Genomic DNA, 21802 nt, shown 5'->3' with positions numbered 1-21802 from the left:
CGCGCGGGACCACGCGGGTCCCGGGACGACGACGGCCCCGCCGCGGGGTGCGGCGGGGCGTCGGAGGGGCGGGCGTGGGCGGCCCCTCTGGTCGCGGGGTCGCCGGCTAGCCGGTCACCCCGAGGGTGGCGGGGGCGCTGCCGGCCAGCACGCCGTCAGCCAGGCCGCCGGGCAGGCCCACGGCGGTGGCGTCGGCGATCGGCTGCTCGGCCGGGTCCCCCGTCGGGACTCCGCAGACGACCTGGGTGGGCTCGTCCCCGTCGGCGCAGGCGGCCAGGCCGAGCTCGGTCGCGGTGCCGTTCGCGGCGTAGACGATCGGGGGCTGGGCCCCGGTGGTGACGGGCTCGTCGAAGGTGATGACCAGCTCGATGCCGGTGACGCCACCGACGCCGTCGGTCATGTCGCGGCGGACGACGTCCACCGCGTCGGGGCCGGACGTGTAGCCCCCGGCGTACTCCCCGGTGACGCCGACCGAGGCGCGTCGGGCGTTGCCCCCGTCCGCATCGGCGACCGCCGCAGCGCGGACGTGCCCGCCGACGGTGCCCTCGTGGACGGCGTCGCCGCCGAAGGTCACGGTGACCTCGTCGGGGCCGGTCTGCTGGGTGTCGAGGATGAAGGCGGCGTGGCCGTAGGTCATGCCGTCGACGTCGTAGACGAAGAACTCGTCGGGGTTCACGATCGAGATCGGCTCGTCGAAGCGGAACACCACCTCCCGGGTCTCGATGGAGGGGATGACCTCGACGAGGTCGGGCAGGTCGCTCGGCTCGCCGACGTCCACGCTGATGGGCGCGGACGCACGGCCGGCGGCGTCGATGGCGGCACCGGCGCTCGAGGTGGCCCGGACGACGTCGCCCCACGCGTCGTCGCTCAGCTGCCCGAAGCCGAAGGTGGCGCGGACGGTGACGTCGTCGACCACGGCGACCGCCGACGGGTTGTAGGCGATGGCGGGGAGGGTGCCGGGCACGACCTGGAACTCCGCGGGCGCGCCGGTCGAGGCGATCGGGGCGTCGAAGGTGAAGTCGACGGTCTCGTCGCCGTCGCCAGCAGCGGTGGCGCCCGGGTCGAAGGACACCGCGATCAGGTCGGGGCCGTCGGTGCGGTTGCCCTCGAGGACGACGTCCTGGACCGGGGCGGTGCCGGGCGTGCTGAGGTTCCCGTCGACGTCCTGGACGACGCCGTCGGCCGCGTACGCGGTCACCAGGCGCTCGCGGAGCAGCTCGTCGGCGTCGGTCTGGACGACCAGGGTCTCGGGTGCGGCGGGGTCGACGGCGGCGAGGGTGCCGCGGCCGATCTCGTCGAGGTCGAACCACGGGGAGACCGCGAAGAACCTGGTCTCGTCGACCAGCTGGATGGGTTCGTCGAAGGTGGCCGCGAAGGTGGTGGTGGTCGCGTCACCGTCGACGATCTCGACGCTGACGAGCTGCGGGGCGTCGGTCTCGGCCGCCGGCGGCCCATCGGGACCGAGGGGCAGGTCCTCGGCGGTCACGTCGACCACGGTCGCGCCGAGGGTCGCCGCGGCGGCCGCACAGGCGTCGGGGTGCACCGACGGGGTGCAGAGGAGTGTGACGTCCTGGCCCGCGTCCGCGGCGACCTGGACGGCCTCGGCGGTGGGGGCGGGCAGGTCGGCCCCGTTGCTCAGCAGCACCGGCGCGGTGGTGGCACCGGCGTGGGCGGCGGCGGCGAACCCGGCGATCCAGGCGTCACCGGCCTGTCCCTCGGTGAGGACGATCGTCGAGGCCTGCCCGAGGTCGCGGGCGGCGTTGAGCGCGACCGCGGTGTCGAAGCGGGTGTCGCCGGCGATCCGGCTGGTGGTCACGCCGAGGTCCTCGAGCGCGTCGGCGACGTCCTCGGAGACCGCCGCGACGCCGCCGACCAGCGTGACGTCGGTGATGCCGGCGTCGGCGATGTGGGCGGCCGTGGAGGCGGTCAGCACCTCGGTCTGGGTGAGCAGGACCGGGATGCCCCGGTCGGCCGCCAGCGCGCCGGCGCCGAGGCTGTCGGCGAAGGCCTGTGAGGGGTCGGTGGCGCCGTCAGCAGGGAACGCGCGGGCGAGGAGCACCTCGGTGGCGCCCGTCGCCGCCGCGATGTCGATGGCGGTCTCGATGCGGGTCGGGCCCTCGAGGCGGTCGACGGCCAGCCCGAGGGCGGTCAGGTCGTCGACGACGGCGGCCGACACGGCTGCCTCACCGCCGAGCACGGTCGCCGCGGTGGCGCCGAGGCGGGTGATCTCGTCGGCGACGGCATCGTCCAGGCCATCGGGGTCGGTCAGCAGCAGCGGGCGGCCGTCCTGCAGCACGCCGGAGGCGAGGTTGTCTGGGAACGCGGCGACGGTGCCGATCAGGACCTGGTCGGCGCCCTCGGGGAAGGCGTAGGCGCTCAGCAGCGCCGCGGTGCCGACCGGGTCGTCGGCAACGAGTCGGACAGCCGCCGACTCGGCCAGGGCCACGCCGGGGGCGGCGATCAGCGCCACCGCCGCCAGCACGGCGGCGGTCAGCAGGCCGGCGACGCGACGTCGCAGGCGGTGCAGGGGGGATGACATCTCTTCACTCCTCGTGGTCGATGCGGGATGCATGTCCACGACGGTGCCGACCGCCCTTCAGGCCGCCTTCGGAGATCCTTCGGGTCCGCTTCGGAGGCCTTGCGAGCTGATGACGACACCCCTCCACCACGACCTGCGCAGGCGTAGCATGCGCCGCATGCCCCCCGATGGGCCGCAGGTCGCGGCTGACGGTGCCGAGGACCTCGGCATCCCGGGGCTGACCGGCGTGGAGGAGGTCGGTCGCGGCGGGTTCGCCACCGTGTACCGCGCGCACCAGCCGGCGTTCGGCCGCGAGGTCGCGGTCAAGGTGCTCGACCGGCGGCTCGACGACCGGTCGCTCGCCCGGTTCGAGCGCGAGCGCCACGCGCTCGGCCTGCTGAGCACCCACCCCGCGATCGCCACGGTCCACGACGCCGGGACCACGCCGGCGGGACGGCCGTACCTGCTCATGCCCTTCTACGCGGGCGGGTCGCTGCAGGACCGGCTCGACGCCGGCCGGCCGGTCGGCTGGCAGGAGGCCTGCGGCATCGGCATCCGCCTCTGCGGCGCGCTCGGCGCCGCCCACGACGCCGGGGTGCTGCACCGCGACATCAAGCCGGCGAACATCCTGGTCGGCCGCTACGGCGACGTGGTCCTGAGCGACTTCGGCATCGCCCGGGTGGTCGGCGGGCCGGAGACGACCAGCGGGCAGGTGACGGCCAGCCTGGCCCACGCCGCCCCCGAGGTGTTGAACGGGCACCGGCCGAGCGTGGCATCCGACGTCTACGGCCTGGCGTCGACGCTGTACGCGCTGATCGCGGGCGCCTCTGCCTTCGCCGTCGACACCGACGAGTCCGTCCTCCCCCACCTCCACCGCATCCTGACCGCACCCGTGCCGCGGTTGGACACCGACGTCCCCGCCGCGGTCCAGGACGCGATCGTCGAGGCGATGGCGAAGGACCCGGCCGACCGACCGCCGAGCGCTGCGGCGTTCGCCGCACGGCTGATCGCCGCCCTCGACGCCGCGGGGGCGCCCGCGCCCGACCTGCCCCCGGTGCCACCCGCCGCCCGCCCCACCCCCCCCGCGACCCCGGCGGTGCCCGACCTCCTGTCGACGGCGGTCGGGGTGGCGCCGCCCGCACCGCCGGTGGGCGTCGCCGGTCCGGCAGGTGCCGACGGCAGCGCCAGGGGGGGCGGTCGGCGACTCGTCCTCGTCGGCGGGCTCGTGGCGGTCATCGGCGTGGTGGGCGTGGCGCTGGCCCTGCGGTCCGGCGACGGGTCGACGGCCGACGACGGACCGGACGTCGACGAGCTGGCGCCGATCGGCCTGGCCGAGGCCCCCTCGGTCCCCTACGACGAGGTGCAGGTGCTCGAGCCGGGGGCGGTGGCCGCGGGCGAGCTCGAGGCCGGCCGTGCCCAGGCCTTCCGGGTCCCGACCCCGGAGGCGCCGTACGTCTGGCTCCTCGCGCGGGGCTCCGGTGACGTCGACCCGGTGATCAGCCTGCAGGACGCCGACGGGGTCGAGCAGCTGGCCGACGACGACCTCGGCGGCGGCGTGGACGGCCACGACGCCCTGATCGCCCACCCGGTCGACCCGTCCCTCGCCCCCCTCACCCTGCTCCTGGCCGACTTCGCGGGGGACTCCGCGGGCGCCTACGAGGTCGTCGCCGCCCCGGTGGAGGTGCGGGCGCTCGGAGGGGACATGGCGGGCACGTTCTCCGGGGACCTCACCGAGGCGCAGGCGGTCGCGTTCACCGTCGAGGCGGCGGACGGGGACGTCCTCACCGCCGACCTGCGGTCCGACGAGGTCGACAGCTACCTCCAGCTGCTGGCGCCGGACGGGACCGTCGTCGCCGAGGACGACGACAGCGGCCAGGGGGGTGATGCGCACATCGAGGTCGGCGTCCCCCACGCGGGGACCTACACGCTCCTCGCCACCCACCGGGACCCGACCGAGTCAGGGCCGTGGGAGCTGACGGCCTTCCTGTCATGACCGGGTGCCGGATGCCACGGCGGCCGGCCAGCCTGTGGGCTCGTGGGCGACGGGCATCCTGGAGCCCATGACCTCGACCGACACCTCCACCGCCTGGCGCACCCGCGACGACCTGCGCAACATCGCGATCGTCGCCCACGTCGACCACGGCAAGACCACCCTCGTCGACGCGATGCTGCACCAGTCCGGCACGTTCCGGGAGAACCAGGACGTCGCCAACCGGGTCATGGACTCGATGGACCTCGAGCGCGAGAAGGGCATCACCATCCTCGCGAAGCACACGTCGGTCCGGGCGCCGGCGACCGACGAGCGGGACGAGGTGTTGATCACGATCGTCGACACGCCCGGGCATGCCGACTTCGGCGGCGAGGTCGAGCGGGCGCTGACGATGGTCGACGGGATCGTCCTGTTGGTCGACGCGGCGGAGGGGCCGCTCCCCCAGACCCGCTTCGTCCTCCGCAAGGCCATGTCGATGCGCGCCCCGGGCGCGGCGGCCACGCAGGCGGCGGGGGTCGAGGCCACCCACCTCCCGATGATCCTGGTCATCAACAAGATCGACCGACCCGATGCCCGCCCCGCCGAGGTCGTCGACGAGGTCTTCGAGCTGCTGTTCGACCTCGACGTCCCCGAGGACGCGATCGACTTCCCGATCGTGTACACGAACGCGAAGGCGGGCACGGCCAGCCTGGCGGCCGACGAGCCGGGCACGGACCTGGCGCCGCTGTTCGAGACGATCCTCGGGACCATCCCCGCCCCCTCCTACGACGCGGAGGCGCCCCTCCAGGCGCTCGTCACCAACCTCGACGCCTCGCCCTACCTGGGCCGCCTGGCGCTGTGCCGGGTGCACAACGGGACGATCCGCAAGGGCCAGCAGGTCGCCTGGATCGCCGAGGGAGGGGTGACCACCCGCGTGAAGGTGGTCGAGCTGTTCGCGACCGAGGGGCTCGAGCGCGTCGGCGTCGACTCGGTCGGCCCGGGCGGGATCTGCGCCGTCGCGGGCATCGACGAGGTCATGATCGGTGACACGCTCGGGGATCCGGAGGACCCGCGTGCCCTGCCGGCGATCCGCATCGACGAGCCGACCCTGGCCATGACGATCGGCATCAACACCTCGCCGCTGTCGGGCCGGTCGGGCGACAAGGTCACCGCCCGCGTCCTGAAGGACCGCCTGGACCGCGAGCTGGTCGGCAACGTCGCCCTGCGGGTCTCCCCGACCGAGCGCCCGGACGCGTGGGAGGTGAAGGGCCGTGGCGAGCTGCAGCTGGCCATCCTGGTGGAGCAGATGCGGCGTGAGGGCTTCGAGCTGACCGTCGGCAAGCCGCAGGTCATCCCCCAGGAGATCGACGGCGTGCGCCACGAGCCGCTCGAGCGGGTCACCGTCGACGTGCCCGAGGAGCACTCCGGGACCGTCACCCAGCTGGTGGCCGAGCGCCGGGGGATCATGGTGGCCATGACCAACCACGGGACCGGGTGGATCAGGGCGGAGTACCACGCCCCGACCCGCGGACTGATCGGGTTCCGCACCGAGTTCCTCACCGCGACGCGCGGCACCGGGGTGCTCAACCGCAGCTTCGAGGAGTACGTCCCGTGGATGGGCGAGGTCCGCACCCGCGCCAGCGGCTCCCTGGTCGCCGACCGCCTCGGTCCCGCCACCTCCTTCGCCCTGCAGAACCTGTCGGACCGCGGCGTGATGTTCGTCAAGCCCGGCGAGGAGGTCTACGAGGGGATGATCGTCGGCGAGAACGCCCGTGGCGAGGACATGGACATCAACGTCACCAAGGAGAAGAAGCTCAACAACATCCGCTCGGCCACCGGTGAGGAGCTCGTCCGCCTCACGCCCCCCAAGGTCATGGCGCTCGAGCAGTGCCTCGAGTGGATCCGCGGTGACGAGTGCGTCGAGGTCACCCCGGACGCGGTCCGCCTGCGGAAGGTGGAGCTGGACCAGGTCCAGCGCGCTCGGGAGGCGAAGCGCGCGAAGCACGATGGCTGACACCCGGGCGGGCCTGCCACCGGAGCTGGCCGACGCGGGGCGGGCGCCCACGACCACGGCCGCCGGGCTGGGGACCGTCGGGCTGTCCCTGGCCTTCGCGCTGTGGACGTTCCTCACCCTGCAGACCGGGGTGGAGGACGAGACCCTCGTCGCGACCGGGATCGGGCTGGACGCGAGCGGGACCGTGGCGACGATCCTCGCGGTCGTGCAGTGGCTGCTGTGCCTGCCGCACCTCTTCGCCGGCGCGCTGCTCCTCCGCCGCTCGCCGTCGGCGTTCGGTGCCGCGACCTTCATCCTCGGCACCTACGGGGTCGTCGCCCTGCTGCTGGCCGGTGGCCCGACGCTCGGCGGGGACCCGGGACCGAACGCGATCTGGGGGATCGGGGCGGGCCTCGCGAACCTCGTCGTGCTGGGCCTCGTGGTCCACCCCGCCACCCGTCGCGACCTCGAGCTGACCCAGATGCGGCGGGACTGGGTGCGCTCCCGCGGGTGAGGGGGCGTAACGCCACGGCGTCGTCGTCGTTGGGTTGATCGCAGGCCGACGACTGAATGGTGGGACGGACGCGTGGAACGTCGCAGTGCGGATCGAGGGACCTCGCTGAGCGATGAGGACCTGGTGCTCCTGGCACGAGCCGGGGACGACGTGGCCCTGGCGGAGGTCATCGGCCGTCTGCGGCCCCTGGTCCGCAGCAAGGCGCGCAGCTACTTCCTGGCTGGCGGCGATCACCAGGACGTCGTCCAGGAGGGGATGATCGGGCTGTACAAGGCGGTGCGGGACTACGACCACGACAAGCACCCCTGCTTCCGGGCCTTCGCCGACATGTGCGTCACCCGGCAGGTGCTCACCGCGGTGAAGGGGGCGACCCGGCTGAAGCACTCGCCGCTGAACGCCTACGTCCCGCTCGACGGGCCGGAGGAGCCCGGCGACGACCGCCCGGCCGGCGCCGTGGTCGTCCAGGTCGACGACGACCCCGCGACGCACGTGACCTGGCAGGCGGAGGTGGACCAGCTGCGCTCCTACTGCGCGACCGTGCTGACCGACCTCGAGGCCGACGTGCTGACCCGGTACGTGAGCGGCGAGTCCTACGCCGTCATCGCCGAGGACCTGGGCCGCCACGTCAAGGCCGTCGACAACGCGGTGCAGCGCATCCGGCGCAAGCTCGGCGGGTACCTCGACCAGCGGGTGGCCGCGGCGGCCTGAGGGCCGCGCGGGCGCCGGTCAGGTCAGCGCGACCTCGACGGTCCGCTCGTCGACGCCGCGGACCACGTCGAGGGTGACGGCCACGCCGGCCCTGCGGCGCAGGGCGAGGAGGAGGTCGTCGGTCCGGTGGAGGGGCTGGTCGTCGACCGCGACGATCAGGTCACCGCGCGACAGCCCGGCCGTCGCAGCCGGTGACCCCTCCGCCACCCCGGCGACCAGCACGCCGTCGCGCGGGGGGAGCCCGACCGCGTCGCGCAGGTGGGCGGTCATCCGGTCGGGGGTGGCGCTGATGCCGAGCCGCGGGCGGTCGGGGCGGGTCCCCTCCGCGAGGGCCGCCACCGTGGTGCGCAGGTCGTCATCGACGACGACGGCCTGGTAGAGCCCACCGTCGAGGCGGTTGAGATCGAGGGCGACGACCGTGCCATCGGCATCGAGCACCGGGCCACCGGAGGCGCCGCGGACCAACGGGGCGGTGTGCTCGACGAGCCGGTCGACAGGCGAGCCGGTGCGGGTGCGCAGCCGGCTGCCCACCGCGGCGATCGTCCCGATCGTCGTCCGGGTCGTGCCGTCAGGTGCGGCCAGCGCCGCGACCTGGTCCCCGACGGCGAGGCCGGTCCCGTCACCCCAGGCGAGCGGCGTGATCCCCCCGAGGTCGGCGGTGACGACGGCGAGGTCGAGGTCCTCGTCGACGCCCGCCACGTCCCCCGAGACGGTCCGGCCGTCGCCGAGGTGGACGGTCACGCGGGGGGCGCCGCCGGCGGTGTGCGCGGCGGTCACGATCGTGTCGGTGGCGATGACGGTCCCGGTCCCGCCCCTGTGGCGGCCCCGGGCGACGCCCACGACGGCGGGTCCTGCGGTGGCGGCCAGCGCGGCCAGGTCGATGGTCATGCTTACATGATTACACGGCCACGCCTCGTTGTCACCAGGATCACGTTCACCACAGCCCCTCGAGCAGCGCGTCCACCTGGGCGGTGGCGCCGCCGGCCAGCACCGGCACCGCCCGCTCGCGCGCCGTCGGGCCGACCCGCTGCATCGTGTCGCGCACCGGTCCCTGGATGAACCGGCTGACCTGGCCGTAGCTGTGACGGTCGGACCCGCCGAAGCGCTGGTGGTGGTAGCGCAGCGGGACGTACGCGTCGAGGGAGTCGCGCGCCCGGGTGAGCGCGACGTAGAGCAGGCGGCGCTCCTCCTCCACCTCCTCGGGCCGGCCGGTGCTCATGTCCGACGGGATCATCCCGTCGCTCGCGTGGATCAGGTGGACGGCGTCCCACTCGAGCCCCTTCGCCGAGTGGATGGTGGACAGGACGAGGTGGTCCTCGTCGAGCAGCGGCGGGCCGGCCAGGTCGCCGGTCGACGCCGGCGGGTCGAGGACGAGGTCGTCGAGGAACGTCGTCCGGTCGGGCGCACCGGCGGCGAGGGCCTCGAGCTGGGAGAGGTCCGCCAGCCGCGGCGCCGGGTCGTCGAAGGTCTGGGCCAGGACCGGCGCGTACCACTCCGCGAGGCGCTGGACCTGCGCAGACACCTCCCCGATGGCGGAGGCGTCGGCCAGCGCGGTCGCGAGGGCACCGAGGGCGGTACGGCTCGCCGGCGGGAGGTCCGCGCCCACGTCATCGGGGTCCCCCCAGCGGGCGAGCCGGCCGACGGCCTGGTCGGGCGTGCCGCCCGCCAGGTCGGCCATGACCGCCCGGGCGCGGGCCGGTCCGATCCCCTCGACGCGCTGGAGGATCCGGAACCAGGCCAGCTCGTCGGACCCGTTGTCGAGGATCCGCAGCAGCGCGAGGAGGTCCTTGACGTGCGCGGCCTCGAGGTACTTGAGCCCGCCGTACTTCACGAACGGGATGTTGCGGCGGCTGAGCTCGAGCTCCAGGTGGGCGGAGTGGTGCCCGGTCCGGAACAGCACCGCCTGGGCGCTGAGGGCGGTCCCCTCCTCACGACGGGCGAGGACCGCCTCGCAGATCCGGACCGACTGGTCCTCCTCGTCGTGGCAGGTGTGGAGGCGCGGCCGGTCCCCCTCCATCCGGTCGGAGTGGAGGGCCTTGCCGAACGCCGGGTTCGCGATCACCTGCGGCATCTGGGTGACCAGGGCGTTCGCGGTGTCGAGGACCGGCTGGGTCGAGCGGTAGCTCCGCTCGAGCCGCACGATCGTGGTGCCGGAGAAGGCCTCGGGGAATCGGAGGATGTGGTCGACGCTCGCGGCCCGGAAGGCGTAGATGGCCTGGGCGTCGTCGCCGACCACCGTCACGCGGTCGTCGTGGCGGCGCAGCGCCTGGACGATCTCGGCCTGCAGGGCGTTGGTGTCCTGGTACTCGTCGACCAGGACGTGGTCGAAGGCGGCGCCCAGCTCGTCGCCGATGCCGGGGGCCTCGGCCAGGACCTTCCAGTGGAGCAGCAGGTCGTCGTAGTCGAGGAGGTTCCGGTCGCGCTTGCGGGCCGTGTAGGCGCTGAACACCCGGCCGATCGCCTCGCGGTGCTCCGCACACCAGCCGAAGTGCTGTTCGAGGACGGTCTCGAGCGGCGTCCGGGCGTTGACGACCCGCGTGTAGATCGCGGCGAGGGTGCCCTTGCGGGGGAACCGGGAGGCGCCCTGCGCCACGCCGAGGTCGTCACGGACCAGGTCCATCAGGTCCTCGGCGTCGATCGCGTCGAGCAGGCCGAAGTCGCAGGCCAGCCCGATCCGGTCGGCGTAGCGGCGCAGGAGGGAGTTGGCGACGGCGTGGAAGGTGCCGCCCACGACGCGCCCGGTCCGGGCGTCGGTGCCGCTGGCCGCGACCATCCGCGCGGCCCGCGAGCGCATCTCCCCCGCTGCCCGGCGGGTGAAGGTGAGCAGGAGGATCCGCTCGGGGTCCGTCCCGTCCCGCACCAGCCGGGCGACGCGCGCGGCCAGCGTGGTGGTCTTGCCCGTGCCGGCGCCGGCCAGGACCAGCAGCGGCCCGCCGTCGTGATCGACCGCCTCCCGCTGGGCGGCGTTCAGGCGGGCGAACGGATCGGTCTCGGTCTCCGTCGAGGCGAACATGCGTTCAGGCTACGTCGTACGCACGTTCGAGGTCGAGAGGTGGCGTCCTCGCGCGTCAGCGCGTCGGCAGCTCCGGTGGCGGGTACCGCCCGTCGGGGCCGGGGCGGTAGTCGAGCACCGCCTGGACCGCCGTCCGCGGGAGGGGCGCGTACAGGTGCGGGAAGTCCTGGCCGACCTCCTCGCAGTCCTCCCAGACCAGGTCGATCGGCAGGTCGTCGGGGTGCACGACCAGGAGCACGAGGTCGTCGCGGTCCGCGTAGCGCTGGTCGCAGACCCACGCGATCTGGGAGGGGGTGGAGAGGTGGATGAACCCCTCGCTCTCGAGCGACGGCGGCCGCACCGCCTCCCCCGCGGCCGCCCACTCCTCCGCCCCGATCGCGTGGACCACGCGGGGGTCGCCGAGCTGGTCGTCGAGCGGGCCGCCGGGGACGTCTGCGGGTGGGTGCGCCATGTCGCCCAGCTTCGACGGTCCCGCACGGATCGACCACAGGCCGTGCGGTCCGCGAACCGCGCGCGGTCGGTCCCGCCGGGATGGATTCGACACCGTGACCGACCCCCCACGGGATGGATTCGACACCGTCCCACGACCCCACCAGTCCCTCCAGCCCCTCTGGACCATTCGAGCCACCTGAACCCCACCTGCCGGTGGAGTCGATGCCGCAACGGTGTCAAATCCATCCACGGACACCACCCCCGCGGGCCCAGAGGATGTCGATTGCATCCGGCGGGTCGCGGGGACCGGCGCACGGATCGACCACCACGGAGGGCCATCTGGACCTCTGTTGTGGTTGATCCGTGGTGCTGGGGTGGGCCGTGGTGCGGGGGCGGGGACGGGGTGCGCCGGGGCCGGGGGTACGCTCGCGGGATGCGTCCGCCCACCGCGCCCGTCCCGTGCCGGATGGTCCTGGCGCTGGTGCTCGCACTCGTCCTGGCGGGCTGTTCGCCTGGGGTGGAGGGGCTGGACCCGCACGCGACCGCGCGGCCTGCGCCGGTTGCCGCGTCGACGACGGCGGCCGCCCCGTCCACCCCTCCGACCCCTCCGGCGACCCCTTCAACACCCGCGACACCCGCGACGCCGGGCGAGCCCGGGGCCCCCGAGCTGCTCGGCAGCTTCGACGTCGGCCTCGCGCCCGAGGTCAGCGGGATCGCCGCCAGCCGGCGCGAGCCCGACCTGCTGTGGCTGGTCGACGACGCCACCGGGACGTCGCAGGTGATCGGGGTGCGCCACGACGGCACGACGGCCGCCGAGGTCACCGTCGACGGCCTGGACGCGGTGAACCTGGAGGACCTCGCCGCCGGTCCGTGCGGGGCCGGCGATCCCTCCCCCTGCCTCTACCTGGCCGACATCGGCGACAACGTCGCGGGCCGGGAGGCGATCGCGATCCACCGGATCGGCGAGCCCGCGCCGGGCGACACGACCGCCGTCGCGACGACCGCCCGCTACACCTACCCCTCCGGCCCGGTCGACGCCGAGGCGCTGGTCGTGGGCGCGGACGGCCTGCCGATCGTGCTGACGAAGGAGGAGGGGACGACGCGGGTCATGGCCGCCACCGCCTTCGCCGACGGCGCGCTGGTCCAGACCGGGCAGATGCCGGTCCCCCAGCCGTCGAGTCCGCTGCTGACCGGGTTCGTCGGCCTGTCCGTCACCGGCGCCGACGCGAGCCACGACGGCTCCCGCGTCCTGCTGCGCACCTACGACAGCGTCGTCGAGCTGACCGCCCCCTCCCCCGGCGCACCCCTCAGCGACCTGGCCGCCTGGACCGCCGCAGAGCTCCCCGCCGCACCCGAGGGGCAGGGCGAGGCCGTCGCCTACCTCCCCGACGGCCGCTCCTACGTGACCGCCAGCGAGGGCAGCGGCTCGCTCTGGGCCGTCAGCCGGTCCTGACCGGGCGGTCTACAGGCCGTAGGCCTCGAGGAAGCGCAGCCACATCTCGCTGACGGTCGGGAAGGCGGGGACGGCGTGCCACAGCCGGTCGAGCGTGACCTCGCCGACCACGGCGATCGTCGCGGCGTGGATCATCTCCCCCGCCCCCTGCCCGACGAACGTCGCGCCGACGACGACCCGGCGTGACTCGTCGATGACCAGGCAGGAGGTGCCGCCGAGCCCCTCCCCCATCGCCGCCGCCCCGGCCGTGCCGCCCGTGGGGGGGGTGACGACGCGGACGTCGAGGCCCTGCGCGCGGGCCTGCGCCTCGGTCAGCCCCACCGCGGCGACCTGCGGGTCGGTGAAGACCACCCGCGGCACGGCGGCGTGGTCGGCGAACGCGCCCCGCTCGACGGCCTCGCCCGACAGCGTCCCGGCGATGTGGTCACCCGCGATGCGCGCCTGGTACTTGCCCTGGTGGGTCAGCAGCGACCGGCCGTTGGCATCGCCGACGACGTACAGCCACCCCCCCTCCACCCCGGTGGCGCGCAGGTGGTCGTCGACCTCGATCGACCCGCCCGGCTCGAGCCCGACCGTGTCGAGGCCGAGGTCGTCGGTCAGCGGCCGCCGGCCCACCGCGACCAGGATCTCGTCAGCCTCGACCTCGGTCCCGTCCGACAGCCGGGCGGTGACCGGCGCGTCGTCGGCCGACCGGCTGACCGACTCGAGCGCGGTGCCGGTGCGGACGTCGATGCCCATCTCCCGGAGGGAGTCGGCCAGCTCCTCTCCGGCGAAGGGCTCCTCGCGCGGGAGCAGGCGGTCGGCCATCTCGACCAGGGTGACCTCGTGGGCGCCGAGCCAGCGCCACGCCTGGGCCATCTCACACCCGACCGGGCCGCCGCCGAGCACGATCAGCCGGTGTGGGACGGCCGTGGCCTGGGTGACGTCGCGGTTGTCCCAGACCCGGATGTCGCGCAGCCCCTCCACCGGCGGCACGGCAGCGACCGTGCCGACGCCGATGACGACGGCGCGGCGTGCGGTGAGGGTCCGGACCGCGCCGTCGTCCGCGGTCACCTGGACCGTGCGGTCACCGGCCAGCCGGCCGTGCCCGCGGACCAGGTCGATCCCGGCGGAGGAGAGCCACTCGACCTGCCCGCCGTCGTCGGTGGCGCCGTCACCGCTCAGCGCGTCGCGGAAGCCGAGGGCCGCCTCGACGTCGAGGGCCCCCATCGCGGCCTCGCGGGCGCCGGGGACTCGGAGGATCTCCGTCAGGGCCTGGCCAGGTCGCAGCAGGGCCTTCGAGGGCATGCACGCCCAGTACGAGCACTCCCCGCCGACGAGCTCGCGCTCCACGACGGCGACGGACAGGCCGCCCTTGACGGCGCGGTCGGCGGCGTTCTCGCCCGCGGGTCCCGCTCCGATGACGACGACGTCGTACTCCTCGGCCATGGCGCTCTCCTCCTGTGCTGGGCGGTCCTGGCGGCAGTGTGTCGGAACACCCGTCATCGCGACAGGTGTCCCGACACACCAGGGAGGTGCCTAGCCGTCGACCATGTCGGTGAGGCGCTGGACCTGCTCGTCGCTCAGCTCGACGGCGGCGGCCGCGACGTTCTCGCGGAGGTGCTCGACCGACCCCGTGCCGGGGATCGGGACCTGGACCGGCGAGGACGCGAGCAGCCAGGCGAGGCTCACCTGCGCCGGCGTGGCGCCGACCTCCTCGGCGACCTGGGCGAGGGCGGTCTCCCCCTGGGTGTGCTCGCCGTCGGCCAGCTGCGCGGCGGCGATCGGGAACCACGGGATGAAGGCGATGCCCTCGGCCTCGCAGTAGCTGACCACGTCCGCGCTCGACCGGTCCGCCAGGTTGTAGAGGTTCTGGACCGAGGCGATCTCGACCACCTCGCGGGCGGCGGACAGCTGGTCGACGTCGACCTGGGAGAGGCCGACGGCCTTCACCTTGCCCTGCTGGACCATCTCGGCCATGAACCCGAACTGCTCCTCGGCGGGGACCTTCCGGTCGATGCGGTGGAGCTGCCACAGGTCGATGGCCTCGACGTCGAGGCGGCGCAGGCTCATCTCCACGCACTGGCGCAGGTACTCGGGCCGGCCGACCGGCCGCCACTCGTCCGGTCCGCTCCGGGTCAACCCGCCCTTGGTGGCGATCGTCACGCCGTCGTAGGGGTGCAGCGCCTCGCGGATCAGGTCCTCTGAGACCTCCGGCCCGTAGCTGTCGGCGGTGTCGATGAAGTCGACGCCCAGCTCGACGGCGGTGCGGAGGACGGTGATGGCCGTGTCGTGATCGGGCGGCGGGCCCCAGATGCCCTTGCCGGTGATGCGCATGGCGCCGTAGCCCATGCGGTGCACCGTGGCGTCGCCGATCTGGATCGTGCCGCTCGCGGCGGCGGGGGTGTCGGTGTCGGTCATGTCCTGAACCTGCCCGGGGTGGCCGGCCGGCGACACCGCCCCCCTCGGACCAGCGCGACGACGCCCGACCTGGCAGCCTCAGGGCGATGCGCGCCCGTCCGCTCCGCCACGCCGCGACCGCACTGCTCGCCGTCGCGGCCCTCGCCCTCCCCACCGTCCCCGCCGTCGGCCGGACGGCGGCGCCCACGGGCGGGTACCACCAGGCCGTGGCGGTCCGCTCCCCCCACCCGCCACCCCACGCGGTGGTGGAGGCGGGGCCCACCGCGGTGTCCGCCGACGTGCGAGGCGGCCAGACGTCCTCGGTGCAGGTGGACGGCGTCGACGTGGGCCCGCTGGGGACCCCGGTCGACCTGGCGCCCGGTCCGCACACCCTGGCGGTCGTCGTCGACGGCGTGGTCGCGCGCAGCTGGCCGGTCCACGCCGCGGGGGTCCGGGTGGCGCCGGTCGGCGACGACCCCCTCGTGGTCGCGCGGCAGGCGTCCGGTTCTGGCGGGCCGGCCCGTCCGGTCCTGCTGGTGAACCCCGGACGACCCGAGCTGGCGCTGTCTGCCGGCCCGCTCGGCGCCGCCCTCGGCGCGCTCGTGCTGCCGACCGGCCAGGCCGACATGCCCGAGGCGACCGTCGCGGCGATCGCCGAGGTCCGCGGGCCCGGCGACCCCGTGGTCGTCCTGGGCGGCCTGGACGCCGTCGGACCGGACGTGACCACGGCGCTGGCCGACGCGGGGTGGGTCGTCGAGCGGGTCGGCAGCGGGACCGCCGCAGAGGGGGCAGCCGCCGCCGCGGACCGGGTCCGGGCCGCGCGGGTCTACAGCCGCGACGGCAGGGCCGTCCCGGCACCAGCCGTGGTCGCGCCGGCCGAGCCGCTGACCGGGGCCCTGCGCGCGGCGGTCGCCGCGACCGCGCGGGGCGCCGCGCTGGTCCTCGCCGACGCCGACGGCCTGCCGCCGCAGGCCCGGGACGCCCTGGCGGGGCGGGCCGAGGTGCTGCTGGGTCCCGGCCTGACCGCCGACGTCGTCGACGCGGTCCGCGCGGCCGCGGTCGACGCGACGGTCGGCGACCTCCCGGCCGGGGGCCTGGATGGCGCTCCGACCGCCGTCCGCCCGCTCTGGGTGGTCGACGGCGACGTCGCACCGGGCCTCGCCGCCCTCGTCGCCCGTGCCGCGGTGCACGCCGACGTCGCCGTCACCGCCGGGGACGCCGCCGACCGGGTGGCCCGGTCGCGGCCGGCAGCGGTCAGCGCGGTCGGGCAGGTCGCCCCCGAGGTGGTGCGGGCGTGGTGGGTCGACGGGCCCGACGCACCTGCGGTGACCGCGTCGGTCGACCCGGCGGACCCCACGGTCGTGCTGCAGGCCGACCGGCCGGTGGACGGCGCCGCGGTCCACGTCACGGTCCACGGGGTGGAGTGGGACGGTCGGACCGCCATCGAGGGGGACCGCGTGGTCTGGACCGCCGGTCCGCGGCCCAGCCTCCCCCCGGGTCTCGAGCCGTCGGCCCCGACGTCCGCCCCGCTGGCGATCACCGCGGCCGTGGCCGCCCGGGGACACCTGCGCCACGTCGCCGCCGACGGGACCGCGGCCATCGCGCCGCTGACCTCCACCTCACCCGAGGGGTTCACGGTCGCCGGCGGCCAGAGCGCGGTGGTGGGGTCCGGACCGCTGCGCACCTTCAGCGTCGAGCTCGCGCCGGGCACCGGGCTCGACCTGTCGGCGGTCACCGCGGAGGTCGAGTCGATCCTGCTCGACCCCACCCGCGGGTGGACGGCCAGGGGGGCCCGGTCCCTCCAGCGGGTCGGGACGTCGGGGCAGGCGGGCATCCGCGTCGTCATCGCCCCGCCGAGCACGGTCGACGCCTACTGCCGCCGGGTCGGCCTCGACACCGGCGGTCGGCTGTCCTGCTGGGACGGCCGTCGCACCATGCTCAACCTCACGCGCTGGAACACCGGCGTCGCGCCGTTCCACACCGACCTGACCGTCTACCGCCAGTACCTCGTCAGCCACGAGGTCGGCCACGGCCTCGGCTTCGGCCACGTCTCCTGCCCGGGACGGGGCCAGATCGCCCCGGTGATGATGCAGCAGTCCAAGGGCCTCGGCGGCTGCGTCGCCAACGGCTGGCCGTACCCGCACGGCTGAGCTCCGGCGCAGAGCAGGGGCGGCGGCCAGGCCCGCCCCGCCGATGTGCACGTGCGCCACTCCCCTGGCCGATCTGCACATCCGCGCGACGGAACCGGGCCCCAGATCCACCCTCCAGGACTCGGGCTGACCGACCCGATCGTCGACAACCCGCGGGAATCGGGCGGCGGTGGTCCATGATGTGGGGGTGTCGACCGCTCTTCCCCGCCGTCGCCGCGCCCGGTTGGCGCTCGCCTGCGCCCTGGCGTGCCTGTCCGTCGCCATGCTGCTGCCGCCAGCCCGGGCCGGTCAGCGCGTCGAGATCGCGGACCCGCCGGCGGTGTCCGACCCGCTGCCGGCACCCGGCGCGGTCGTCGAGGCCGGCCCGGTGGTGATCGCCGCCCGGGTGGACGGTGCGGACCCGGCCGAGCTCGCTTTCCTCGTGGACGGCGAGCCTGCGGTCGGCCGCCCGGTCGACCCCGACGGTGACCTGAGCGGCCTGGTTGGCGTCGAGGTCACCCTCCCGCCCGGCATCCACCGGATCGAGGCCGTGGTCGGCGACCACGGACCGCTGCGGAGCTGGCAGGTCGTGGTGTCCGGCCTCGAGGTCGCCGAGGCGTCCGAGCCCGCCACCGCCCTGGCCGTCCGCGTCGACCCGCTCGGGCCGCGCACCGGCCCGGCGCTGCTGGTGGACCTCGGCCGCCCCGAGCTCGGCCTGGCCGCGCCCGTCCTCGCCGCCCGCCTCGACGCGGTCGTGGTCGGGGTCGGCCAGGACGTCCTCACACCCGCGGAGTGGGCGCGCATCGACGCCACCACCGGCACGCCGCTGGTGCTCGGCGGCCCCGAGGGCGTCGCGGACGCCGTCATGGCCGACCTCACGGCCGCCGGCCGCCCGGCCGAGCGCATCGGCGGCGGCAGCGCCGCGGCGACCGTCGCCGCGGCCATGTCCCACGTCGACGCCGCGGTCGGCGCCAAGCCCACCCTGGTCGTCGCACCAGCCGAACCCTTCGACCGGGCCCTCGCCGGTGCGGTCGCCGCCGCCGAGCTCGGTGCGGACCTGACCCTGGTGGATCTGGCCCCGGTGGATGCAGACCGGGACATCCCGCTCCCCGAGGACGTGGCCGCGCAGGTCGCCGCGCACCCCCAGCTGCTGCTGTCCGCGGACCTGCCGGCTGCCAGCCGCGACCGGGTCGTCGCCGCGATGGCGGAGGGCGCGGTGGCGAGCGACGACGACCTGGCACCCCCGGCCGCCCAGGAGGCGGTCGTGGTGGCCGACACCGCCGACCGCGGTCGAGCGGTCGTGGGGGCCGCCGCCGCGGACGCCGACCGGCCGGTCCTCATCGGCGCCGCGGCCGCCGCGGAGTGGGTGGCCCGGACGCGGCCGGAGCGGGTGACCGTGGTGACGCCGACCGCCCCGCCGGAGGTCGCCGGCCCGGTCGACGACCCGCTGCTGCCGTCGCTCGCGACGACGCCGGCTCTCGACGTCGACGCGGTCGCCGCCGACCCCGTCGTCCCGCTGATCGACCCCGCGGGCCGGGCCATCACCGGGCACGTCGACGACCTGGCGACGGACCTGCGGCGCGCGTGGTTCGACGGCCAGGGCGCACCGGCGGTCGAGGCCCTGCTCGACGCGCGTGAGGGCCTGTCGGCGACCGTCACCGCCGCCGAGGCCGTCACCGACGCGGTGGTCCACGTCTCGCTGCACGGCTACGAGTGGCCGGGCACGACCCGCGTCGACGGACGTCGCGTGACCTGGCGGGGCGGGGACCGTCCACCCCTCCCCCTCCCCCTCGAACCCGGCGGGCGCGACGCCCCGGTCCCGGTGGTCATCACCACCGCGATCACGACCGGGACCGGTGAGCGGGCCGCGACCCGCCACCAGCGGTTCGAGTCCGTCGTCGGGCTCGACCCCTCCGACACGGTCTCGCCCGAGGGCTGGGTGGTCGCCGGCGGCAGCGACGCGCAGGTCGGCGAGGGGCGGGTGGTGACCTACTCCGTGGAGGTCGAGCCGGAGACCGGTCTCGACGTGGCGGCCGTGGAGGCGGAGGTGACCGCCATCCTCACCGACCCGCGGTCGTGGACCGCCGACGGGATGACCACACCCGGCGGGGCGGAGGGCGGGATCGCGTGGCGCCGGGTCGGCCTGTCCCAGCTCGCCCGCATCCGCGTGGTGGTGGCCCGCCCGGCCACCGTCGACGACCTCTGCGGCCGGGTGGGCCTGCGGACCGGCGGGCGGGTGTCGTGCTGGGACGGGTACCGGGCGATGCTGAACCTCGACCGCTGGACCGTCGGGGTGCCGCCGTTCCACGCCGACCTGGGCGTCTACCGCGAGTACCTCGTCAACCACGAGGTGGGCCACGGGCTCGGGCACGGCCACGAGTACTGCACCACCGCCGGCGCGCTCGCGCCGGTCATGATGCAGCAGACCGGCGGGCTGGGGGCCTGTCGGGCCAACGGCTGGCCGTTCCCGGAGGTCACCGCCGCCGGCTGACGCCGGTCAGCCGGCCAGCACCGCCCGGCCGAGCGCCAGCTCCGCGTCGCGGCTGCCGCCGAGCCACGCGTCGTCCCCCATCGCCCGCCTGAGGAAGAGGTGCGGGTCGGCCTCCCAGGTGATGCCGATGCCGCCGTGGACCTGCATGGCCCGCTCCGCGGCGAAGATCGCCGCGTTGCCCGCCTTGGCGACCGCCGCGTCGACGGCCTGCGCCGCGTCGGGGCGGGATCCCGCGACCGCCCAGCAGGCGTACAGCGCGAGGGACCACGACAGCTCGACGGCGGTCCACGCCTCGGCGAGCTGGTGGCTGACGCCCTGGAAGATCGCGATGGGCTTGCCGAACTGCTCGCGCTCGAGGGCGTAGGCCGCGGCCCGCTCGACCGCGCCGAGCCCGGTGCCGGCGAGGGAGGCTGCGATGACCGCACGGGCGCGGGCCAGCGCGTCGCGCCCCCCGACGTCACGTCGCGCGATGACCGGGCCGAGGGACACCTCGGCGACGGGGCGGGAGGCGTCCATGGCGCGGCGCGGCTCCGCGTCGCCGACGGGCCGCAGCTCGACGCCGTCGCCGTCGACGACCACGACGACCTCCGCCCCCACGCCGTGGCGGACGAGCCCGAGGTCACCGTCGGCCACGGACCAGCGGGCGTCCGCGCGCATCCCGTCGGTGACGTCCAGGCCGGCCCCGGCCGCCACCTGCAGGGCCAGCTGGTGGGCCAGCCACGCCGTCGGGGTGACGGTCCGCCCGAGCTCGCGGGCGACCAGGCCCCGCTCGACGAGCGTGCCGCCGGCGCCACCCGCGGCCTCGTCGACGCCGAGGCCGTTGAACCCCTCGAAGAGGGCGCGGTCCGGCTGGGCGGGCAGGTCACCGCCGTCGAGGGCGGGGCGGGCGCCGGCCAGGCCGTCGGCGGCGAGGTCGCGGGCGGCGTCGGCGATGGCGGTCTGCTCGTCGGTGAGCACAGCGTGCACGGGGGCTCCTCGGGTGGGGTCGGTCAGCGGGACCGGGGCAGGCCGAGGACGCGCTCGGCGATGATCGACTTCTGGATCTCGTCGGTGCCGCCCTCGACGGAGTTGCCGCGGGCCCGCAGGAACCCGCTGATCCACGCGGCGTCGTCGCGGTCGTCGGCGGTGACGCCGACGTCCCCGCCGATGCGCACGGCCAGGCGGGTCATGGCCTGCATCGTCTGCGCCCAGGCGAGCTTCACCGCCGATCCGTCCCCGCCGGGGGTCTGGCCCTGCAGCAGCGCGGACATCTGCCGGGTGGTGGTGAGGGACAGCGACCGGACGTCCGCCGCGAGCCGCCCGCCCTCGCGCGCGAGGTCGGGCTCGTCGGCCAGGCCCGCGCTGCGGATCCGCGCCACCAGGCGATCGAGGGCCGCGTCCGCCTCGGCGGACAGCGCGAAGGCGAGCGAGCCGCGCTCGAAGCCCAGCGTGGTCAGCGCGACCTTCCAGCCGCCGCCGAGCTCGCCGAGCACCCGGTCGCCGGGGACGTGGACGTCGGAGAGGAACATCTCGTTGAAGTCGGCGTCCCCGTTGATCATCACGAGGGGCCGGATCTCGAAGTCGTCGGTGTCCGCCAGGAAGTACGTGATGCCGCGGTGCGCCGATCCGGTCTCAGACACCGAGGCGGTCCGGGCCAGCAGCATGCAGCGGTTCGCGGCGTGGGCGAAGGACGTCCAGACCTTCTGGCCGTTGACGACCCACCCGCCGTCGACCGCCTCGGCCCGGCTGCGCAGGCCGGCGAGGTCGCTGCCCGCGCCTGGTTCGGAGAAGCCCTGGCACCAGATGTCGTCGCCGTTGAGGATCCGCGGCAGGTAGTGGGCCTTCTGCTCCTCGGTGCCGTGGACCAGGATCGTCGGTCCGGCGAGGATCACGCCGAGCATGTTGATGCCCACCGGCGCGTGCTGGCGCGCGGACTCGGCGTTGAAGATGGCCTCGTAGGCGATCGGCAGGCCCTTGCCGCCGTACGCCTCGGGCCAGGTCAGGCCGAGGTAGCCGCCGTCGGCGAGCTGGGACTGCCACCAGCGGGCGTTGTCGGTCTTCTCGCCGTGGTCCGCCGGGTGGGGGTGGGGGATGCCGCCCAACCGGTCGGCGATCCACCCGGCTGCCTCCTCGCGGAACGCGGCCTCCTCGGCGGTGTCGCGGAAGTCCACTGCGGTGCCCTCTCACCTCGCGCGTCGCCGGACCGTCCGGTGACCCGGGTCAG

General features: G+C 75.3%; 15 protein-coding genes. 7 read left to right on the top strand and 8 right to left on the bottom strand.

Annotated features, from left to right (window positions below):
* Positions 1–106: 106 nt before the first annotated feature.
* Positions 107–2539, bottom strand: a complete 2433-nt coding sequence (locus ACEQ2X_RS09170) for a cell wall-binding repeat-containing protein (protein WP_370325502.1) — start codon at positions 2537–2539, stop codon at positions 107–109.
* 157 nt (positions 2540–2696) lie between these two features.
* On the opposite strand from ACEQ2X_RS09170, the gene ACEQ2X_RS09165 reads away from it, so the two are divergent.
* The 4 genes from ACEQ2X_RS09165 to sigH all read left to right on the top strand — a co-directional run bounded on the left by ACEQ2X_RS09165 (position 2697) and on the right by sigH (position 7702).
* Positions 2697–4511, top strand: coding sequence for a protein kinase (locus ACEQ2X_RS09165; protein WP_370325501.1), 1815 nt, complete (start codon positions 2697–2699; stop codon positions 4509–4511).
* A 67-nt stretch (positions 4512–4578) separates the two neighbouring features.
* The gene (gene typA / locus ACEQ2X_RS09160) at positions 4579–6501 is read left to right on the top strand and encodes a translational GTPase TypA (RefSeq protein WP_370325500.1); all 1923 of its coding nucleotides are present in this window, start codon (positions 4579–4581) and stop codon (positions 6499–6501) included.
* Positions 6494–6994: a hypothetical protein gene (locus tag ACEQ2X_RS09155; protein ID WP_370325499.1), complete on the top strand. Its 501-nt coding sequence runs from the start codon at positions 6494–6496 to the stop codon at positions 6992–6994. Before typA ends, ACEQ2X_RS09155 begins: the two co-directional genes overlap by 8 nt.
* Before the next feature lie 123 nt (positions 6995–7117).
* Entirely contained in the window at positions 7118–7702 is a 585-nt protein-coding gene (gene sigH, locus ACEQ2X_RS09150; protein ID WP_370325498.1) for an RNA polymerase sporulation sigma factor SigH, read from the top strand.
* An 18-nt stretch (positions 7703–7720) separates the two neighbouring features.
* Here sigH and ACEQ2X_RS09145 read toward each other — a convergent pair whose 3' ends face one another.
* From ACEQ2X_RS09145 to ACEQ2X_RS09135, 3 genes are read right to left on the bottom strand one after another with little or no spacing between them, the layout of a single operon-like run.
* Positions 7721–8590: a S1C family serine protease gene (locus ACEQ2X_RS09145; protein WP_370325497.1), complete on the bottom strand. Its 870-nt coding sequence runs from the start codon at positions 8588–8590 to the stop codon at positions 7721–7723.
* Positions 8591–8636: 46 nt separating this feature from the next.
* Positions 8637–10715, bottom strand: coding sequence for an ATP-dependent helicase (locus ACEQ2X_RS09140; RefSeq protein ID WP_370325496.1), 2079 nt, complete (start codon positions 10713–10715; stop codon positions 8637–8639).
* Between the two features lie 55 nt (positions 10716–10770).
* On the bottom strand, positions 10771–11166 hold the full coding sequence (locus ACEQ2X_RS09135; RefSeq protein WP_370325495.1) for a DUF952 domain-containing protein: 396 nt from the start codon (positions 11164–11166) through the stop codon (positions 10771–10773).
* A 414-nt stretch (positions 11167–11580) separates the two neighbouring features.
* Between ACEQ2X_RS09135 and ACEQ2X_RS09130 the strand changes: the two genes are divergently transcribed.
* Positions 11581–12600 carry a hypothetical protein gene (locus ACEQ2X_RS09130; RefSeq protein ID WP_370325494.1) on the top strand — a complete coding sequence of 340 codons (1020 nt, stop codon included), beginning with the start codon at positions 11581–11583 and terminating at the stop codon, positions 12598–12600.
* A 9-nt stretch (positions 12601–12609) separates the two neighbouring features.
* On the opposite strand, the gene ACEQ2X_RS09125 is transcribed toward ACEQ2X_RS09130, so the two are convergent.
* Positions 12610–14028, bottom strand: a complete 1419-nt coding sequence (locus ACEQ2X_RS09125) for an NAD(P)/FAD-dependent oxidoreductase (RefSeq protein ID WP_370325493.1) — start codon at positions 14026–14028, stop codon at positions 12610–12612.
* Between the two features lie 90 nt (positions 14029–14118).
* Positions 14119–15000, bottom strand: coding sequence for an aldo/keto reductase (locus tag ACEQ2X_RS09120; protein ID WP_370325492.1), 882 nt, complete (start codon positions 14998–15000; stop codon positions 14119–14121).
* Positions 15001–15086: 86 nt separating this feature from the next.
* Here ACEQ2X_RS09120 and ACEQ2X_RS09115 point away from each other — a divergent pair, with 86 nt between their 5' ends.
* Both ACEQ2X_RS09115 and ACEQ2X_RS09110 read left to right on the top strand, forming a co-directional pair.
* The gene (locus ACEQ2X_RS09115; RefSeq protein ID WP_370325491.1) at positions 15087–17129 is read left to right on the top strand and encodes a DUF3152 domain-containing protein; all 2043 of its coding nucleotides are present in this window, start codon (positions 15087–15089) and stop codon (positions 17127–17129) included.
* Between the two features lie 187 nt (positions 17130–17316).
* Positions 17317–19599 carry a DUF3152 domain-containing protein gene (locus ACEQ2X_RS09110; protein ID WP_370325490.1) on the top strand — a complete coding sequence of 761 codons (2283 nt, stop codon included), beginning with the start codon at positions 17317–17319 and terminating at the stop codon, positions 19597–19599.
* A 6-nt stretch (positions 19600–19605) separates the two neighbouring features.
* Here the strand turns inward: ACEQ2X_RS09110 and ACEQ2X_RS09105 are convergent, their stop codons facing one another.
* Together ACEQ2X_RS09105 and ACEQ2X_RS09100 are read right to left on the bottom strand one after the other, a co-directional pair.
* Positions 19606–20565 carry an acyl-CoA dehydrogenase family protein gene (locus ACEQ2X_RS09105; protein ID WP_370325489.1) on the bottom strand — a complete coding sequence of 320 codons (960 nt, stop codon included), beginning with the start codon at positions 20563–20565 and terminating at the stop codon, positions 19606–19608.
* Positions 20566–20588: 23 nt separating this feature from the next.
* The gene (locus tag ACEQ2X_RS09100; protein WP_370325488.1) at positions 20589–21749 is read right to left on the bottom strand and encodes an acyl-CoA dehydrogenase family protein; all 1161 of its coding nucleotides are present in this window, start codon (positions 21747–21749) and stop codon (positions 20589–20591) included.
* Between the last annotated feature and the right edge of the window lie 53 nt (positions 21750–21802).

This window comes from Euzebya sp. (assembly GCF_964222135.1).
GTDB lineage: Bacteria > Actinomycetota > Nitriliruptoria > Euzebyales > Euzebyaceae > Euzebya.
The sequence above is the reverse complement of the archived record's forward strand: the minus strand, read 5'-3'. Positions and strand labels throughout refer to the sequence as shown.

Bases quoted from the DNA above. Each gene is read 5' to 3' on its own strand.
- ACEQ2X_RS09140 (WP_370325496.1), bottom strand. From the start codon at position 10,715: ATGTTCGCCTCGACGGAGACCGAGACCGATCCGTTCGCCCGCCTGAAC.
- ACEQ2X_RS09165 (WP_370325501.1), top strand. From the start codon at position 2,697: ATGCCCCCCGATGGGCCGCAGGTCGCGGCTGACGGTGCCGAGGACCTC.
- ACEQ2X_RS09115 (WP_370325491.1), top strand. From the start codon at position 15,087: ATGCGCGCCCGTCCGCTCCGCCACGCCGCGACCGCACTGCTCGCCGTC.
- ACEQ2X_RS09170 (WP_370325502.1), bottom strand. From the start codon at position 2,539: ATGTCATCCCCCCTGCACCGCCTGCGACGTCGCGTCGCCGGCCTGCTG.
- ACEQ2X_RS09155 (WP_370325499.1), top strand. From the start codon at position 6,494: ATGGCTGACACCCGGGCGGGCCTGCCACCGGAGCTGGCCGACGCGGGG.
- typA (WP_370325500.1), top strand. From the start codon at position 4,579: ATGACCTCGACCGACACCTCCACCGCCTGGCGCACCCGCGACGACCTG.
- ACEQ2X_RS09120 (WP_370325492.1), bottom strand. From the start codon at position 15,000: ATGACCGACACCGACACCCCCGCCGCCGCGAGCGGCACGATCCAGATC.
- ACEQ2X_RS09125 (WP_370325493.1), bottom strand. From the start codon at position 14,028: ATGGCCGAGGAGTACGACGTCGTCGTCATCGGAGCGGGACCCGCGGGC.
- ACEQ2X_RS09145 (WP_370325497.1), bottom strand. From the start codon at position 8,590: ATGACCATCGACCTGGCCGCGCTGGCCGCCACCGCAGGACCCGCCGTC.
- ACEQ2X_RS09135 (WP_370325495.1), bottom strand. From the start codon at position 11,166: ATGGCGCACCCACCCGCAGACGTCCCCGGCGGCCCGCTCGACGACCAG.
- ACEQ2X_RS09130 (WP_370325494.1), top strand. From the start codon at position 11,581: ATGCGTCCGCCCACCGCGCCCGTCCCGTGCCGGATGGTCCTGGCGCTG.